16 protein-coding genes and 2 other annotated features are annotated in these 16040 nt (G+C 45.3%); of the genes, 1 reads left to right on the top strand and 15 read right to left on the bottom strand.

Annotation, left to right across the window (positions count from 1 at the left end; genetic code table 11):
- Positions 1-51 precede the first annotated feature (51 nt).
- Positions 52-257, bottom strand: a binding site (T-box leader).
- A gap of 46 nt (positions 258-303) precedes the next feature.
- The 11 genes from ACIGG7_RS01400 to ACIGG7_RS01350 all read right to left on the bottom strand — a co-directional run bounded on the left by ACIGG7_RS01400 (position 304) and on the right by ACIGG7_RS01350 (position 11011).
- A complete protein-coding gene (locus ACIGG7_RS01400; RefSeq protein ID WP_397548475.1) occupies positions 304-1329 on the bottom strand; it encodes a hypothetical protein in 1026 nt (341 codons plus the stop codon).
- 28 nt (positions 1330-1357) lie between these two features.
- Positions 1358-2581: an MFS transporter gene (locus ACIGG7_RS01395; protein ID WP_397548474.1), complete on the bottom strand. Its 1224-nt coding sequence runs from the start codon at positions 2579-2581 to the stop codon at positions 1358-1360.
- Positions 2582-2643: 62 nt separating this feature from the next.
- Positions 2644-2895, bottom strand: a binding site (T-box leader).
- A 52-nt stretch (positions 2896-2947) separates the two neighbouring features.
- Positions 2948-3589 (bottom strand): hypothetical protein, encoded by a 642-nt coding sequence (locus ACIGG7_RS01390; protein WP_397548473.1) that lies wholly within the window; start codon positions 3587-3589, stop codon positions 2948-2950.
- A complete protein-coding gene (locus ACIGG7_RS01385; protein ID WP_397548472.1) occupies positions 3579-4130 on the bottom strand; it encodes a sigma-70 family RNA polymerase sigma factor in 552 nt (183 codons plus the stop codon). Before ACIGG7_RS01385 ends, ACIGG7_RS01390 begins: the two co-directional genes overlap by 11 nt.
- Positions 4131-4478: 348 nt before the next feature.
- Positions 4479-4676 carry a hypothetical protein gene (locus ACIGG7_RS01380; RefSeq protein ID WP_224942068.1) on the bottom strand — a complete coding sequence of 66 codons (198 nt, stop codon included), beginning with the start codon at positions 4674-4676 and terminating at the stop codon, positions 4479-4481.
- 323 nt (positions 4677-4999) lie between these two features.
- Positions 5000-6448 (bottom strand): carbon starvation CstA family protein, encoded by a 1449-nt coding sequence (locus tag ACIGG7_RS01375; protein ID WP_397548471.1) that lies wholly within the window; start codon positions 6446-6448, stop codon positions 5000-5002.
- A gap of 210 nt (positions 6449-6658) precedes the next feature.
- Positions 6659-7381, bottom strand: coding sequence for a LytR/AlgR family response regulator transcription factor (locus ACIGG7_RS01370; RefSeq protein ID WP_224942066.1), 723 nt, complete (start codon positions 7379-7381; stop codon positions 6659-6661).
- Positions 7378-9117 (bottom strand): LytS/YhcK type 5TM receptor domain-containing protein, encoded by a 1740-nt coding sequence (locus tag ACIGG7_RS01365; protein WP_397548470.1) that lies wholly within the window; start codon positions 9115-9117, stop codon positions 7378-7380. The genes ACIGG7_RS01370 and ACIGG7_RS01365 overlap by 4 nt, the downstream gene beginning before the upstream one ends.
- A 115-nt stretch (positions 9118-9232) precedes the next feature.
- Entirely contained in the window at positions 9233-10075 is an 843-nt protein-coding gene (locus ACIGG7_RS01360; RefSeq protein ID WP_224942064.1) for a YihY/virulence factor BrkB family protein, read from the bottom strand.
- A 17-nt stretch (positions 10076-10092) separates the two neighbouring features.
- Positions 10093-10512: a YtxH domain-containing protein gene (locus tag ACIGG7_RS01355; protein WP_224942063.1), complete on the bottom strand. Its 420-nt coding sequence runs from the start codon at positions 10510-10512 to the stop codon at positions 10093-10095.
- The gene (locus ACIGG7_RS01350; RefSeq protein ID WP_397548469.1) at positions 10502-11011 is read right to left on the bottom strand and encodes a low molecular weight protein-tyrosine-phosphatase; all 510 of its coding nucleotides are present in this window, start codon (positions 11009-11011) and stop codon (positions 10502-10504) included. The genes ACIGG7_RS01355 and ACIGG7_RS01350 overlap by 11 nt, the downstream gene beginning before the upstream one ends.
- Before the next feature lie 162 nt (positions 11012-11173).
- Between ACIGG7_RS01350 and ACIGG7_RS01345 the strand changes: the two genes are divergently transcribed.
- Entirely contained in the window at positions 11174-11401 is a 228-nt protein-coding gene (locus ACIGG7_RS01345) for a DUF1128 domain-containing protein (protein WP_224942062.1), read from the top strand.
- An 87-nt stretch (positions 11402-11488) separates the two neighbouring features.
- On the opposite strand, the gene ACIGG7_RS01340 is transcribed toward ACIGG7_RS01345, so the two are convergent.
- The 4 genes from ACIGG7_RS01340 to ACIGG7_RS01325 form a co-directional block, all read right to left on the bottom strand.
- Positions 11489-12004 carry a type 1 glutamine amidotransferase domain-containing protein gene (locus tag ACIGG7_RS01340; RefSeq protein ID WP_224942061.1) on the bottom strand — a complete coding sequence of 172 codons (516 nt, stop codon included), beginning with the start codon at positions 12002-12004 and terminating at the stop codon, positions 11489-11491.
- A 74-nt stretch (positions 12005-12078) separates the two neighbouring features.
- On the bottom strand, positions 12079-13386 hold the full coding sequence (locus ACIGG7_RS01335; protein WP_397548468.1) for a lysine N(6)-hydroxylase/L-ornithine N(5)-oxygenase family protein: 1308 nt from the start codon (positions 13384-13386) through the stop codon (positions 12079-12081).
- A 242-nt stretch (positions 13387-13628) separates the two neighbouring features.
- On the bottom strand, positions 13629-14618 hold the full coding sequence (locus ACIGG7_RS01330; protein ID WP_397548467.1) for a class I SAM-dependent methyltransferase: 990 nt from the start codon (positions 14616-14618) through the stop codon (positions 13629-13631).
- A complete protein-coding gene (locus ACIGG7_RS01325; RefSeq protein ID WP_397548466.1) occupies positions 14615-15931 on the bottom strand; it encodes an FAD-dependent oxidoreductase in 1317 nt (438 codons plus the stop codon). Before ACIGG7_RS01325 ends, ACIGG7_RS01330 begins: the two co-directional genes overlap by 4 nt.
- Between the last annotated feature and the right edge of the window lie 109 nt (positions 15932-16040).

The following is a 16040-nucleotide window of genomic DNA, read 5'->3' as shown; positions in this document are numbered from 1 at the left end:
TCAAATATATCAGCGAACCACCAGACGGAAACAAAAAAAGCCCTGCTTCTCATCAGGGACCATTTCTGGCGGTACCACCCTGATTCAAAGCAAAGCTTTACACTCATTCCATGATAACGGTTTCGGACCGCTGATATCTTCATTCGATACAGAACTTAGAGGCAGGTTCAAAGGTTCATCAATGAGAGCTTTTCACCACGTTAGCTCCCTCTCTGAAAAGACAAGATCCCTTTACTGATCCTCTTCAATGTTTCAGTTATTTTAGATGATTATATAGAGATTTGATGGGGGTGTCAATATACATTAAAGCAAATAAAACCTCTCCATCTCTCTTTCATAAAAATCATTCCCATTCCGCGCATCAAAATCCGCCGCGATCTCCTCTGCCACCTCACTCATCACATCCACCGCAAAACCCGGACGATGCCCGGCTTCCAAAAGCTTGCGATGAAGGACGATCGCACTCATATAAAAATAAAACATCCCATACGGGTCCTTCCCGCTATCGGCATACTCGATGTGACGATCAAGTACCTTTATTCCCTTAAGAGGCTCTGTTAATGCAAGGAAGCGGATATGTTCGGATGCTTCCACCAGGAAGTGGGGTTTATCGTAAATAAAGAAATATCCCTCGGTCTGATAACGTCGGGCTTCCTCCACCTTCCCATGCTTATAATAAGGAAGAAGCAGCTTGCTATACGTCAGATGGGGAATTTCACCGCAGGTCACTTCCTTGGATAATAAAAGCTTTTCTATGGGAGCCGCTTTTTCGATTTCTCCCGTAATATAATAATACTCAAGCTCCGTCTGATATTCACACGCTTCACAATCTGCAAGGGAATCACGTTCAGCAGCGGTCCATTTGAGATAGTGGGCATGGGCTTCTTCCATTTCGCCGGTTTTTAAAGCTCGTTTATGCAAATGCTGATAATAAGGGCGAAGACTATATCCATAACGGTCATATGCGTCTTTAAAGTCAGTGAAAAAGTCATCTAAGATCTCCATCTCGATACCAGGCATCTTCACCAGATGCTCTGCCACCCACTTATACATCCACAGAATGTCTTCCACCCACTCCTCAAGATTCTCTTCATTATCATAAAAGAAGTCGCTGCACCACTCGAAATGATCAAATAACTCCTCGTACTCCCCAAGGTAGTTGACAGTCCCCATGATCCCGAACCGGCAGCAGAACTCCTTATATAGATCCCCTTCTTTTTGGGCAATGAACAACAGATCCTCCAAGTCATCCCACTTCTCAAAGCTCGCTTCTACCCGGTTCATCAGTTCTTCCCATCTGTCCCAATACTGATCTACTGTCATCTTCATCCGCGAACCCCCTTGTATGAGTGTGTTTTTATTTATTATAACATTCAGAATGTTGTTTTAACTGTTTTTTCCAAGAATTATTTTGCAAGCACATATTCAATATCAGCGTAATCAATAGCATGAAAAGGGAACCTCCTGCCACGGCACCTCGAATTGAAAGAGCTTCTGCTCCGACTCCGATCAGAACCGTCAACAGAATGACGAGAACTCCTTCAAGCAATCCATAAAGGCTGCCCACCCGGCCCATGATGTCCACAGGAATATGTTCTTGATAAAAGGTTTCAAATCCTGTAGTCGCAAAGGCAAGAGCGAAGGATAAAAGAGCAAATCCAATCGCAATTGTCAGGAAGTCAGATGAGCAAGCATAGATGATATACCCTAGGGAAACGACCAAAGAGCCTGCTCCCATCAGGTGCATATGATGAAGCTTATGAGAAAGCGCCGTATTCAGGAGTGACCCCAGGACGAATCCTCCACCTGCAATACTCACGAGATATCCGTACGTGCTGTCTGAAAGGTGCAGGACTTCCTTTGAAAAAGCGGCTTCAAGGGAATCGATCGCAGCTGTCATCACCAGCATCCCGGTAAACAAAATGTAGAGGACCATCACAAGGGCTGTGCGGCGGCTAAAGTTCAATACAACCTTCCAATCTGCCTTGATCATCTCCCATTTGGTACCGGTTGTATGAACCGCAGAACGATCGTCAAGCTTCGGTAAAAAGAGGGTGATCACTCCCGATAACAGAAGAGCCATGGCATTCAGATAAAGGGCAAACGTCGGAGTCCCCATCATGAACATCAATCCGGCAATCCCCGGTCCTATCAAAAACGCACCGGACCCAATCAGTCCCCGAAGAGCATTGAACCGCTGTCTATCGTTCCCCGGGATCAAGGTCGTGATATACGTCATCGCCGCTGGATAAAAGATCGCACTCCCCATATTGATGAAAAGCACGACCACATACATCCACCACCCTGTCGAAAGGAACGGTAACGCAGCAATCAGCACAGCCCTGAAAAAGTCCAGGGTCGCCATCAGGTTCCGCTTATTTACCCGGTCAATCAAACTTCCTGCCCATCCATTCGTTAAAAGAGCTCCCGCCGGCTTCAACACATATAACAAAATAACCGCCATGGGCGATCCCCATTCATCCAATACAATTAAATTAAGGGCAATTAAATAAATCCACCCGCCGATATTTGAAATCCCGATCCCCAGCAAAAGCAATAAAGGATTCTTCCATTTTTTCATACACTATTCCTCCCCGCGATTGTGTTTGTGAAACAAAAAAATCCCACCCCCAAGACGTTTATCTTGGGGGCGAGATTTCAAATCGCGGTGCCACCCCAGTTCGCCGAATATGTCACCATACCGGCCTTTTCGGGTACGGTTCTTTGACGTATACCCTAGCTCTACAACGGGAGCTCCCGTCACACCATCCCCTCATCGGTTCCGATGCGCTGCTCAGAGTCTTGGTTCAATATCGTCCTTCCTGCCCTTTTTCAGCTGCCGGGGCTCTCTGTTGAAGAATTCTGGATATCTACTCTTCTCTTCATGGCATTTTTTTGAAATTTTTATAATGGTAGCATGAATGGGGCGGTGGTGTAAATGAAAAGATCACATAATAAACTTTTGTTCCAACAATTCATCATATCCTGGTTTTTTCTTGATAATGTCAATGATAAGCTCACGGAGTTCATCGAGTTCCCTGGCATCAGCATTCGTATTGCAGTCTGAATATAGGAATTCATACCGGTCACGATTCATCCTTATTTTCATCATGTAGTTTCGACTCGGTTGGATCGCACATCTGTCTCCGTCCGAAAGATGCTTTTCTTCTTTCACATCCAAACTCTCCACAACTGTATATATCTCTTTGATTTCCTCCTCTGTGAAAATCAACTCTTTACTCTCTCCATCTTCGCTGGTGATAGAGTCAGAAAATGTACTTATCACCATCCCCCCACCGTACTGTATCTCCACATCAAAATTAGCCTTATTGGTAAAGAAACCACTTAGCTTTTCGTTCCCAAAGACACCCCATTGCTCCCCCTTCACTACAGCAAACACAAATACAAGGATCATGATGATGATCAAACTGACAAGGGGGGCATACCATCTGCGGCGATATTCCTTTTTGGGTTCCCCGTCTTCTACGCTATTCCTCACCCGTTCCTTCATGCTGTTGTTAAAATCAAATCCTCTCAATCCTTCATCCGTCATTTTTCTAATCTGTCGCTGAAGCTCCCTATCCATCATAAGGCACCCCTTTTGGATACATTTTTTGCAGTTTATCTATTCCTGTTTTCAATCTCGTCTTAACCGTATTGATGTTAAGTTCCAAGCATCCTGCAATTTCTGAAATCTTAAGTTCCTCATAATAATACAGAAACAGAACTTCCCTATACTTAACCGCAAGGGACAATAACTTCTTATGCAGCTCTCTGCTTGTTTCTTTATGTATGACTTTGGATTGGGCATCATTACCAGCGAACTCATGCAACATGCCATGTAGTTTATTCGTAAACAGCAGCTTCCTCGCTTCCCATTTCTTGAGATGATCCTTGCTCTGGTTGATTGCAATCTGAATGATCCATGTCTTTAAAGAGGATTCATGTCGAAACGAATCATACCGCTGATAAAACCGGATAAACACCTCTTGGGCAATATCTTCAGCTAAACGGTAATCCTTTACGTAGGAATACGCTATATACAACACTTCTTTACCGTATAGACACATCGCTTCTTCGAGCAAGTCATCCTTAGACTTATTCATTTCGTAGGCTATATCCTCATTCAATGGGAAATCACCTCCATTTTCTAATACTTTGACGATTATGTAGGGGAAAAGGTTTGATTTTTTTGAAAGATTAGATTTTAGATGTGCTTCAGTGCGGAGATTATTAATTATAGAGAGATAAATTCAGACCTGGTACCCGTTCCTTGTATGGTTATCTGCCATATCCAGGATTTATCTTCCATATTGAAGATTTACCTGCCATATTTTACTTTTATCTGCCGAAATATCATTTTATCTGCCATATTCGCGATATATCTGCAATTTTACAAAATCCGACAATTCTCTCCCCTCAAATTGATCCCCACAAACAAAAAAAGAGCACTCCCAATTCCGAGCGCTCCTCTCCCATTAGCTTCCCATTTTACGGCGGGTATTGCTGGGCTTCTTCGTCTGCTGACTTTGCATGCGTTGATTGGATGCAAGTCCTCCTGTGTTTTGCTTGCCGCCTGACTGGGCTTCTTTCTTCTTGGCAAGCTGCTGTTTCATGGCTTCCTGCAGGCTGATTTTTTTCTTTTCTGGCTGTATTGGTTGTTCATTATTCGACATAATGGGATCTCCTTTTGAGACGACTAAATTTTTGAAACTATCTCCATTATAAACCATCCTCCAGAATAAAGACATCTGCTCTATAAATAAAAAAAGCCAACCCGTGAAGGATTGGCGATGATTGTCTAGTGATATCCGTTCTGACCGTTTGCAGAACCGGATGTTTTTTGTTTCGGTGTGTGTTTACCGTTTTGCTTTGTGCCGCCGTCTTTTTTCGTTTTCTTTGTCATGCTGAATCACTCCTACGATATAGTTTGTGAATCATCATTATTTTGTGCAAAAAAAGAAAAGAGTTTCCCGGTAATAACCGGAAAACTCTCCAATTACGCTGCTGGCTGTGGAACTTCTTCGTCGACCTGGATGACCGTACCATCGTTTAAGCGCTTTCTCAATGTGTAGATAAAGGCCAGGATCGCCACAATGGTTACAACTGATGCACCCATGTAAGCTATTCCCATTGAAAGCCCGAATCCGATCGGAGCGCTCAGGATGTACGTGAACGTCACCATTGTCATGAAGATCGCCGGGATCGTTGCGACCCAGTGCGGTTTCTTTTGAAGACCGAGGTACATGGCGCCTACCCATAGAGCAATCATCGCTGTCGATTGGTTTGCCCATGAGAAATATCTCCATAACAGGTTGAAGTCCATGCGAGTCAGGACAACTGAAATCACGAATAATGGAATCGCAATCCAAAGACGGTTGGACATTTTCACTTGTCCGACTTTGATGTAGTCGGCAATGATCATACGTGCACTCCTGAATGACGTATCACCGGATGTGATCGGCAGGATGATGACACCAAGGATGGCAAGTGTTCCACCGATGGAACCAAGCATCAGAACAGACACTTCACTTACGACTGCTGCCGGTCCGCCTTCTTTTAGGATGGTATTCAGTTCACCAGGCTCGAACAGGCTCATGGCTGCCGCTGCCCAGATCATGGCGATGATCGCTTCTAGAATCATCATACCGTAGAAAATTTTGCGTCCGTTCTTTTCGTTTTGAGTCGTTCTTGAGATGATCGGTGACTGTGTGGCATGGAAACCTGAAAGGGCTCCACATGAAATCGTCAAGAATAATAATGGAAAAATAGCAACGGAATCAGGGTGCATATTCGTTAAGGAAACCTCAGGAATATCTGCTCCCGTGATGACTAACCCTGCTCCGATACCCACCGCACTGATGAGAAGAAGTGCTCCAAATAGCGGGTATACTTTACCGATGATTTTATCGATCGGCAATAATGTTGCGACAATATAATAAATGAATATCGCAGCGATGATTACACCAAGTGAAATCCATGCGGGTGTCAGGTTCGCAATCAATGCGGCAGGCGCGGTAACGAACACCGTACCAACCAATACTAGTAAAAGAATCGAAAATGCGTTCACGACATGCTTCATTGTTTTACCAAGGAATCTTCCTGCAAGCTCCGGTAAATGAGCTCCCCCGTTACGGATCGAAATCATTCCCGTTAAATAATCATGAACCGCTCCGGCAAAAATCGCCCCGAGTACGATCCAAAGGAAAGCAACCGGTCCGTATAATGCTCCCATGATTGGACCGAAGATCGGGCCGACACCAGCGATGTTCAATAGCTGGATCATGGAGTTCCGCTTCGTGTCCATTGGAACGTAATCGACTCCGTCCGCCTTTGCATATGCAGGCGTTGAACGTGTTTCATTAATACCAAAAATCTTTTCAATTAATTTTCCATATGTGAAGTAACCTATGATTAAGACAACAATCGAGACCAGAAATGTGACCATGCTTATGATCCCCTTTCGTTCATTTATGAATACGCTTTCATTATAGCAAGCGTTTTCACAGATTCGTCACATTCTGTTTAAGATGTCGGTAATTAAGGTTGAAGTGTGGTGAGAGGGTGTTGACGTGCATCGTATAAAACACCAAATCGCAACAAAAAAAGTGTACCAGGTACAAAAACGACTCATTGTACCTGGTACACACGGCAAACTCTACAACTCCAACCGCTCCCGCAGCTCCTTCACATAGTTCCGACTCACAGGGATCGCTTCATCCGCGCCGTGTACCTTCAGCTGATACACGCCACTCCCCCATGGGATCAATTCTTCCACAAATGGCAGCTGAACGAGGTAGCTTTTGTGGACCCGGAAAAATGGATAGGTAGTGAGCTTTGCTTCAAGATCCTTGATTGGGAGCCTGCACGTATACTTCTTTTTTTCCGTACAGATGAACGTTTCCCTCTCCTCACGGAATATATAGAGAATGTCTTGAGGATGGATGAACACGATCTTATCTTCATCCTGGACTGCCAGTTTGCCCATGGATGCACTTTCTCGGGGCTCTTTTTCTTCCACTTTCAATAAGTGCTTGAGTCTTTCCATCGTCTGGGCAAGCTGGTCCTCTTCAAATGGCTTAAGTAAGTAATCAATAGCTTCTACCCGGAACGCTTTCAAGGCATAATCCGGATAGGCCGTGGCAAAGACGATTTCAGGCTTTTTCTTCATCTTTTGCAGCGTTTCCGCGAGATCCACTCCGCTCATACCGGGCATTTCAATATCAAGAAATAGGACGTCCGGTTCTTTTGTCAAAATGATTTCCAGCCCTTTTTCTGCTGAACTTGCTTCTCCGACCACTTCCACCCATGGATAACTACCCAGGAGATGTTTCATCTCCTCACGGCTATAGGGTTCATCATCGATGATTGCGACTTTCATTCCCTTTCCCTCCTTATAGAGAATTCAACGGTGGTCCCGTTTCCTTTTGAAGATGAGATCAACAGTCCGGCTTCTTTCCCCATCATCATTTGCAGGCGTTTGCTCACATTGTAGAGACCGATGCCCGTACCCGACTCCGATTCCACAGGTTGTGTCAAAAGGGTTTGCACTCTGCTTTCATCGATCCCTGCTCCGTTATCTTCAACGCGTACGGTCACTTCTTCCCCGTTCTCAGCAATCGAAATTTTCAACACAAACCCCTCTTCTACATTCCTCATACCATGCTTGACGGCATTTTCCACAAGGGGCTGCAGGGTGATGGATGGGACTTTTGTCTGCAAGGCTTCACCTTCCACTTGATACACCACTTCGAGACGGTCAAAAAACCGCGCTTCTTCAATGGCGAGATACGATTTCACGTGCTGTACTTCTTCTTTAAGGGTGGACGTGGACTTTGTGCTCCCCGTCAAATTCTGCCTGACGAATTGAGAAAGGGAAATCAACAGGGTCCTTGCCTTATCCGGATTGATCCGGGTCAACGACACAATCACATTGATCGTATTGAACAGAAAGTGAGGATTGATCTGGGCCTGCAGTGCCTTTACTTCCGATTCTTTCGCGAGTTCTTTATGAGTATCGATTTCCGCCAGCTCCAATTGATGGCTAAGGAGGGTCGCAATCCCCTTCGTTAATTCCATCAGGATCGGAGAAATTTCTTTTTCCGAGTGAAAATAGAATTTAAGGGTTCCGACGATCTCATCTCCTTTTAGAAGAGGGGCCATGATAGCTGCTCCGAGTGGACAACCGGTCCTGTCACACTGGATATCCTCCCGTCCCACTTTCATCATCTCCCCGGTTTCGATGACCCTTTTCGTCGCTTCGGTTTGAATCGGCCGTCCTTCATGATGATGGTCTGAAGCCAGTCCCACATGAGCGAGGATATGGGATGTATTGGTTATGGAAACGGCCAACGCATTCACATCCCTCATGAGGATTTCGCATGTGGCCTGGGCTGACGAGGCATTCAGCCCTCTGCGCATATATTTCACCGTGCTGTCGGCTAAACGGAGCGCTTTTTGTGATTGAGCCGCTCCCATACGTTCTTCTTCATAAAAAACACTTTTGATGATGAGTAGGAATATCCCGGTTCCGATCCCATTTGCTAGAATCATCGGCAAACCGATATCAGACACCAGTAAAGAAGCGTCAGCAAATGGTTTTGACAGAAGAAGGATGAGGAGCATCTGCATTCCTTCTGCCAGGAAGCCTACGAGAAATGCTTTTTGCGGGGAGACGAGTCGGTTCTTTTTTTCCCGTTTCCCGATCCAGCCTGCCAGTAATCCGGCTAAAACCGTGGAGATTCCGCAGGAGAAAGCCGTAAAGCCACCGAGGAAATAACGGTGGACTCCCGCGACCAATCCGGCACCTAGACCGATCCACGGACCACCGAGGAGCCCCGCTACCACGACTCCGATGACCCGTGAGTTCGCGATCGCTTCATTCTGCTGCAGATGCCACTGCCACTTCGTATATTCTTCCTGAAACGGATTCACGATCAATCCTGTATATGTACCAACGATCCCGAAGAAACCAAACAGCAGGATGAGGAGAAGTGTCTGGGATTTCTTCACATGGGTCCGCTTTTCAATCAAATGACGGAAGAAGCTGATCCTCGTCATCACAAAGGCTATCGTCACGATGATGCCAAGCCTCTCGACCATGGCTGCAATCAGCATATGCCTCCTCCTTTCGGTTTTCATACAAAAAAAGAAGATTCACTAAACGTTTCGTTTAATTGAATCTTCCCCTTTTTTATCTTCTGATATGTCAGGGGAGTATGTTTCCCCTATTTTAACATGAATCGTTGTCCTTGATTGTCACGAGGGCATTGATTTCCCCGCCGATCATGATGATGATCCCGGTCAGATAAAACCAGATCATGAGGACGATGATTCCCCCGATGCTCCCGTATGTGGCCGAGTAGTTTCCGAAGCTCCCTACATAGTAGGAGAACGCAAGGGATACAAGCACCCAGCCGAGCGTTGCGAAAATCGCTCCAGGAAATGCACTTAAACATTTGATTCTTTTACTAGGCGCAAAATAGTACAAACCGACAAAAATGATGAAGAGAATGATGGGACTGATCGCCCACCGGATTCCATTCCAAATGGCGAGAAATTGATCTGAAAATCCAAATTGAGAAAAAAGAAAAAGTCCGATTTGCTTTCCGAATACCGGTAGCAAGAGCGCAATGACGAAAACAAGGATCATGGCGAATGTTAAGAGGATCGACATCAGGCGCGTAGCAATGAATGATCTCGTTTCCTCTACCTCATATGCACGATTCAAACTCTTCACAATCGCATTCATCCCGTTGGATGCCGACCAGATCGTAGCAATGATACTGATCGATAGTAAACCGGAATTACGGTTCGACATGACATCCTGAAGCGTCTCCTCGATCATCGACATCGTTTCACCGGGAGCAAAATCCCTGACCACCCCAAGAATATCTCCCTGTTCAACCGGCAGATACGGGAGGAGTGTGACGATAAATATCAACAGTGGAAAGAGCGATAATAGAAAGTAATAAGCAATTTGAGCGGCAAGTCCCGTCACATCATTTGCACTGATATTGGAGAAAAGACTTTTCGAGAATCCTTTCCACTCTCCTTTGACCGTTTCATTCGTCATGCTTTCACCTCATTTCTTTAATACCCCTTAAAGGAAGAAGCAATCGGCTGGCTGTCTTCATCCTGAGCAGTTAGTTCATTCGATGTTTCCCGTTCAGAAAACGTTTCTTTATATGCTTCTGATGAATCTTCAAAGGTTTCTTTCGTCTCCTCGATGATCTCTTTGACTTGAGGGGTCATCCCCTTGATTTCATCTACCTTCTCACTGATGAAATGAATGTCCCTGCTGACCTGATCGGCCGTTGTACGTAATTTTTCATACACTTCCCTGGATGTGTCCACAAGCCTCTGAGGGTTTTTCGAATATGCGGAAATGTAATTCCCGCTGTTCTTTAATGTGGAACCCACTTCCTGTCGCGTTGTCCGGTCCAAGAGTGATAGAAGTCCTCCTGCAACGGCACCCAGCATGACCCCTTTAAAAAATTTGTTACTTCCCATATGTATTACCCTCCTTCAAATGATTGTCCTCTTTTATTGTATTCAGTAATCGGCTGCAGCCGGATTCCACCAGATCATACACTTCCTGAAAATTCCCCGTATAGTATGGGTCGGGAACGTCCTTCTCCGGGCTTTCGTCCACCAGGTCTAGAAGCTTGAACACTTTTCCATGATGGTCCGGTTCAAGGATCTTCTTCATATCCTGTTCATTTGAGGCATCCATGGCCACGATGTAGTCATACTTCTTGTCTTCGCCATGAAATTGTCGTGCGATGAGTCCATCCGTCTTTATATTATTTTCTCTAAGAATGGCTAAAGTTCCTTCATGAGGTTTCTTTCCTACATGCCAGTCTCCTGTCCCTGCCGAATCCACCTCGATTACATCACTCAGGTTCTCTTCCTCTACCTTAGCCCTGAAGATCGCCTCTGCCATCGGGGATCTGCAAATATTCCCCAAACACACAAACAGCACAGATACCATGAACTCACCCTTTTCCATCGTATTAGCTTACCTACTCATTTCCCATTCCTTAATAGTGTAAAACATTCTCCGAAAAAAATCCTCCAAGAGTCACTCATGTTCAGTGGGCTTGTTGACAGGATGAAGGAATCATGGAAAGATTAATGGTATTAAAGGCACGTCAGAAAGGACGATTGGGAAATGGATTTAACACAAAACACGACCGAAAACATCGAATTCATGGTCACGGCCATCAAAGAAAAATTACGAATGGTCAATGCGGGTGCTGTTAAGCCTGAGGATTTTAATGAAGAGATGTACGAAGACCTCCATGACCTGTATGTTATGGTGAATCGCAAAGATCATTTCAGCCCGAGTGAAATGAATGCGATCATCGAAGAAATGGGGAACCTTAGACGAAAAGCATAAAAGAAGACACTTAGTGTCAATAAAAAAGGGGACATTCCCATAAAGGTATAACATACCTTGGGGAATGTCCCCTTTCATTCATCTGTCTTATTTAGAAAGAAGCGCCAATGCTTCACGATTGAATGCTGGAAGATCGTCCGGTGTTCTGCTCGTTACGAGCTGATTGCCGCAAACGACGACTTCTTTGTCCTCGTATGTGACACCTGCATATTCCATATCGACTTTAATGGACTTAAAGCCCGTCGCTTTTCGTCCTTCCAGTGCTTTTGCCGTAATCAATAATTGAGGACCGTGGCAAATCGCGAATACCGGTTTCTTCTCATCCATGAAATGCTTCGTGAACTTCACAAAGCGATCATCTGCACGGAGCTGATCCGGAGAAAATCCACCTGGCAACAAGAGGGCATCAAAGTCTGAAGGGTTCACGCTGTCGATGCTCTCATCGATCTTCACGGTGGCATCCCCCTGCTTGCCCTTGACTGATTTTCCTTTTTCCTTTTCAATCGTCACCACTTCATGACCCGCTTCTTTAAACGCTTTTTCAGGATCTGTAAATTCCACGTCTTCAAACATGTCTGTAAGTAACGTTGCGATCTTAGCCATAAAATGAAACACTCCTATTTATTGTTTGTTTTGAACACATTTGTACTTTACCCTGCACGTTTAAAATAAAACCCTTATTTATCCATCGTAAATTGAGAAAAGATCGTCTTTCTCTGTGCAATATATACTTCTTCCCCGACGATATCATTGATGATCTGGATATTCCGGTCAACGGCAAGACCAAGATTCGTCGCCCCGGCACCGTGGGAATGTTCCAGATTCGTTACCGTGTAAAAATGATGTTCACGGTCCGGGTTCTCTTTAAACTGAAGCTTATAGTTCCTTGAAACTTTGAATTTCTTCTCATCTTCCCAGACGATTTTATCCTCGAATTCATCAAAGAACCACCCGGGAATATTCGGCTTGTAACCCGTCGCTAGAATTACCTTGTTACTCTGATAGGAAAAATCACGATCTTCCTGCCATTGACGGCAATCCAAGACGTATCCCTCCCCCTCCTTATGAATCGCATTCACTTCCGTCAAGGGTTGAATCGTAATGCTCGGCGATTGATCGCTCACAGAATGGTTATATAAAATGTTGTAAATGTTATTAAGCGTATCGGGGTCGATCCCATTCCTGAGCTGATCCAAGGTTTTCAACGCTTCCATACGTTTTTTAAACGTCAAACCATGGAAATAATCCACATAATCAGGAGCAAAGAATTCCTGCCCGAGCTTCGACGACTCCAGCTGCAGAATCCCTTCTGAACGGGTCAGCCACGTAAGCTGATAGGAATGGTTCTCCTGCTCCTTCAATAAATCGAAGAACACCTCGGCAGCACTTTGACCAGATCCGACAATTGTGATCGAGGAGCCTTTCATCGTGGTGTCTTTATGAAACAGGTACTTGCTTGTATGATGGACATCACCATCGGGCAACCCTTCCATGCCATCCAGGATAAGAGGCTTGCTTCCGGTCCCCATCGCCACATGCTTGGCATAATAGACTTCACGAACGTCCCTTAACCTGTTATCGACTTCCACCTTATAGCAGTCCCCAACATCCGTTACCCCGATTACTTCGCTGTGAAATTGACAAGTTGTGAGCTGCCCCACCACCCATCGGGCATAGTCATTGTACTCCTGGCGGGGCATTTCAAACTTATGAAAAAAGAAAAATTTATATAAACGATTGTGGGTATGTAAATAATTCAAATAGCTGTACCGGCTCTGGGGATTTGCGAACGTCACCAGGTCGGCGATGAACGGCACCTGCAGATCCGTCAGATTGATCAGCATCCCCGGGTGCCACTGGAACTCAGGTGTCTGATCGAAGAACCTCACCTTCAGATCCGTCTTCTCCTCCATCAGGGCCGCCAAACTTAAATTGTATGGCCCGACTCCAATTCCGATACAGTCATATATGTCATGTCTACTCAATTGGCTCTCCTCCACATTCAGAATCTACTTTTTTATTTTTACCCTAAAATGATGGAGGGATATCCTGTTTTGGCAAATTAATTTGAGTGGATGTGTTTGAGAAACTCAGCTGCTGATGTTGGCTTGATTTTCAGCTGCTGAATTTCTTGTGGATTTTGACAAGTGAATTCTCCTAGCATTTCAGCTGCTGATTTCCATCCATTATTCAGCAGCTGAGCCGACCCCAAACAAAATAACAAGGATCAGTTTCTCCTAAAGGTCATCGCATACCATCCTCCCTCTTTCACGATCGGTTCCACGGACTCGACTTTGAATTCCGTTTTCCCGGCGAGTGTTTCCATCTCCTTCTGGGAAGGGATCGGGTAGAGGTTCTGGAATGTCATGAAGAAGCTGTTGAAGGCACTCGAGAATTGCTTCCCATGCTTGGACTTCTGCATCGGGGTCAGGACGAAGAACACACCGTCCGGCTCGAGCCATGATGATGCTTTATCAAAGAATTGCAGGCGCTCGGAAGGATCGATATAGTGAAATAGATTATTGGCCATGATCATATCAAAGCGCTGCCCGGGTTCATATTCATGTAAGTCCTTGCAAAGGATTTCCACATTTTGAAAGTGTTGAAGGGATTCTTCTGCTGCCTTGGCGACGGCTTCATGGATCTCGATCCCGACCATTCGTTTGTCAGGAAAACGGTCCCCTATCCTTTTCACATATCCACCTTCCCCGCATCCTAAGTCCAGGATGGAATCTACATTGTATTTTTTGATCGCTTTCTGTACTTTTGGAAAGGCAAAGCGCTCCAATAGAATGGACGTCTTCGCAACGGTGGATCCGTGAACATCCGAATTAAAATGCTGCTTTGTCTGGTTCCGAAGTAGTTGGGGATAAGATAACAGTGCCGGTATATGAAGCTCCATCATTTCTTTCAGGAGGATGCCTGATGAGTGGGGATCTTTTTTGGAAGTTGGAAGCTTCCACCTGTTTCTCGTTGTGATTTTTTCAGCCTCCACCCGCTTAAGATGCTTGATGGTGATGCCTACTTCCACCCATTGTTCAAGAAGATCCATTTCAATGTTTTGTGAGAGTGCCACTTCCTGAATGGACGCAGGCTCTGAGAAACGATCGAACAGGTCCATTTCGTAACCGACGTAGGCATGCCAGCTGTATAGAAACGGGACATTCTTCTTCATCCAGGTCCTTGCCCTCCATACTTTCACCATTTCTCCAATCATTGTAATGCCTCCTTTCCTTTCCATGGGTAATCCTGTTCTTCTGTAAAGGTTGGTGCTGTTTTCTCTTCTTTCGTCAACGAGTCATGTCTGATCGGGAGCATTCCCCCCTGGATCATCCGGTCATAAAGAGTTTCCCGCCACATGCCGAGACCCGATATATTGAGCATCTGTTTGTAATGAGAAATCGAATCCCTTTCCATCCTCTGCAGGCTCTTATTACGAAGCCATCCCACCGGACGATAAGGATATGAATAAACGAGGGCTGATAAGTGACTGAGGTGCATCTGATGGGCAACCCTATTTCTTCTGACCTTCGGGTACCACGTAAGATTAGCAGGGTCCAATTTTCCTTCTGCATACATATCACATAATAATTCCCCAAGGATACTTCCATCCTGGATCGCCATATTCATCCCTTCCCCTGCCATGGGATGGACGGTGTGGACGGCGTCCCCGATGAGGGCAAGATGATCCTTTACATATGTTTCCGCATGATATTTCAATGGGACCATCAGCTGGATTTTCTTCCAATCTTCTATTTGGTTCACATACCCTTCAAGGTCAGGGCACATTTCGATATACAGTTTATGAAACTCTGAAACCGGCTTTTTCCGTAGTGTTTTATACTCACCTGCCGGAATGAGATAAACGGATCTCACTTCATTGTCAGGGAGGGGAAACAGACCTAAGAAAGATTGATATGTAGAAATGATCCGCCCCTTCACCATGTCTCTTGGCCTGGGGAATGTGACGGTCAGGAAATGATGATTGTACTTTTTCTCCTTTACATCGATCCCCATATAGTCCCGTGTGACAGAGCTTCTCCCCTCGGCACCAATAATGAAGTCACTATGAATCTCCTGTACCATTTTCGTCTCGCGGTCCTCGATGGTAACGGTATGGTCATTGATTTTCTTGCAGATGGTGTTCGGCCGATAATGAAAGGTTGGATATTCTTTCCCTTTCTTCCTCAGGATGTCTTTTAGCGTTTCATGGTGGATCATGAGGGAAAACGGATATTGCGTCGGGAGGATCGAATAGCTCATCAAGGAATGGTCCGCCTTCGATTTCGCCTTTTTCAATTCAATCAATTCTAAATCGGAAATGCTGTGGCCGTTTTGAAAGACCTCGCCGATGACTCCCAGAGAATCGAATATTTCCAGGCTTTTCGGCTGAAGGAGTTCTCCTTTGTAGACAGAACCCGGCCCAGGCAACCGTTCGACGACGGTTACATCAATGTTGCACCTGGCCAGTTTCAGCCCGAGGGTCAACCCTCCGATCCCTCCGCCGCTTATAAAAACATTCGTCTTCATTTCTTCTCACCTCTTCTCATCCTTTATCCTGTTTCCAAAATGTTGAAACTTGCCGATGTGCTCTCGCCATGAGGTGACAATTTACTTTCAGTGGTGGCGCAATAAAAAA

Origin of the sequence: Rossellomorea sp. NPDC077527, from assembly GCF_044542955.1 — a bacterium.
GTDB classification, from domain to species: domain Bacteria; phylum Bacillota; class Bacilli; order Bacillales; family Bacillaceae_B; genus Rossellomorea; species Rossellomorea aquimaris_E.
This window is presented reverse-complemented; position numbering and strand designations above follow the sequence as displayed.